Annotated in this window: 1 protein-coding gene; it reads left to right on the forward strand. The window is 68.3% G+C overall.

Annotated features, from left to right (window positions below):
- Positions 1 to 1609, forward strand: a 1609-nt coding sequence (locus tag I6U14_RS06805; protein WP_296897941.1) for a helicase-related protein, incomplete at its 5' end; no start/stop codon positions are given.
- Between the last annotated feature and the right edge of the window lie 452 nt (positions 1610 to 2061).

Genomic DNA, 2061 nt, shown 5'->3' on the forward strand with positions numbered 1-2061 from the left:
TGGAAGTGGGCGGCGCGACCCCCAGGTGCTGTGGCTCACCCCTGCCCGCGAGCTTCCCATCCAGGTGGCCGAGGCCGGCCGGGTTTATGCTTCGGCGCTGCCGGACTTTCACGTCCTGCCTGTCTACGGCGGTCAAGACTACAGTGTGCAACTGCGTCAACTGAAGCGGGGCGTGCACGTGGTCGTCGGCACGCCGGGCCGGATTATGGATCACATGCGCCGCGGCACGCTGGACCTCGAGGCACTGCGGATGCTGGTGCTGGACGAGGCGGACGAGATGCTGCGCATGGGCTTCATCGACGATGTCGAGTGGATCCTGGCGCAAACGCCCCCCGAGCGACAGATTGCGCTGTTCTCGGCGACGCTGCCGCGGGCTATCCAGCGCATTGCGCAGTCCTATCTGCAGGACCCGGTGGAAGTCAGCATTGCCGCCCGCACGGCGACGGCGGAGACCATCCGCCAGCGCTGGTGGCTGGTCTCTGGCCTGCACAAGCTGGATGCCCTGACCCGCATCCTGGAGGTGGAGCCCTTCGATGCGCTGCTCATCTTCGTGCGCACCAAGACGGCCACCGTGGAGCTGGCCGAGCGACTGGAGGCCCGTGGCTATGCCGCTGCCGCGCTGAACGGTGACCTGCCGCAGAAGCTCCGCGAGCAAATTGTGGCGCGCCTCAAGCAGGGCCAGCTCGACATCATCGTCGCCACCGACGTCGCTGCCCGCGGGCTGGATGTGGAGCGCATCAGCCACGTGGTCAACTACGACATCCCCTACGACACCGAGGCCTACATCCACCGCATCGGCCGCACCGGTCGGGCGGGTCGCGCGGGCGAGGCCATCCTGTTTGTCTCTCCCCGGGAGCGGCGCATGCTCCGCGCCATCGAGCAGGCCACCCGACAGCCCATCGAGCCCCTACAGCTGCCGTCCACCGAGACGGTCAACGACAAGCGCATCGCCGATTTCAAGCAGCGCATCACCGATGCCCTGGCCGCGGGTGAGCTCGACTTTCTGCAAAGCCTGGTGGAGCAGTACCAGCAGGAGCACGACGTACCGGCGGTGGAGATTGCCGCAGCCCTGGCGCGGCTCGTTATCGGGGAGCAGCCGCTGCTGCTGCCGCCCGAGCCGGAGCGGGCTCGCGAGCGCCCGCCTCGGCGCGAGTGGCGAGAGCGGAATGACCGTCGGGGCGCGCTGCGCAGGGACCAGCGCGATGATCAGTCGGAGCGGCAACGGCCCTGGCAGGCCGACGCCGGCCAGGCCGCGCGTCCTGGCCGTCGCGCGAACCGTGGCTTCGAGCGTGGCGAGCGGCACGAGCGCCGCCCCCGCAATCACGACCAGGGCGGCGACCAGCGTCCGCAGCGCGCCGGTCCTCCGGCTCAGGGCATGGAGCGATTCCGCATCGAAGTGGGTCGGGACGACGGCGTAAAGCCGGGCAATATTGTCGGCGCCATCGCCAACGAAGCCGGGCTCGAGGGGCGCTACATCGGCCGCATCGACATCCGCGATGACCACAGCATCCTGGACCTGCCCGCCGGCATGCCCAAGGAGCTGCTCCAGCATCTCAAGAAGACGCGGGTCTGCGGTCGCCCCCTCGCCATCAAGCGCATCGGCGCTTAAGGACGACAGGACCGACCGCGATCACTGAATATTGCGCCCATGCCGGGGCGGATCAGCGCAGCGCATTCTCCCTGCGGCAGTTCGACAATTCCCAACGCCCGTCATCGGTTTCTGTTACCGTACGTGCTTCGGGTGCCTGACCGGTCGGCACCGCAGCGGCTCACCAGACCCCTGGCGCCGCCGATACCCGCTTCAGCCGTTCGCGCTGCCGCCCGGCGTTTCCCGCCGGCGCCTCTCGTTCCAGCCAAGCAACCTCTAATCCAGCCCGGACCGGCTCCCGTGCGTACAGGCCGCTGCTCCTATGCGGCCGCAGGGAGGGCGCCACAGGAGCCAATCCAATGTCTTTTGATGCTTTGGGTCTTCGCGAAGACCTCCTGCGTGCCGTGCGCGAGCAGGGCTACACCGAGCCCACGCCCATTCAGCGTCAGGCCATCCCTACCATCCTCACGGGC

The organism is Thiohalocapsa sp., from assembly GCF_019695415.1.
Classification (GTDB): Bacteria; Pseudomonadota; Gammaproteobacteria; order Chromatiales; family Chromatiaceae; genus Thiohalocapsa.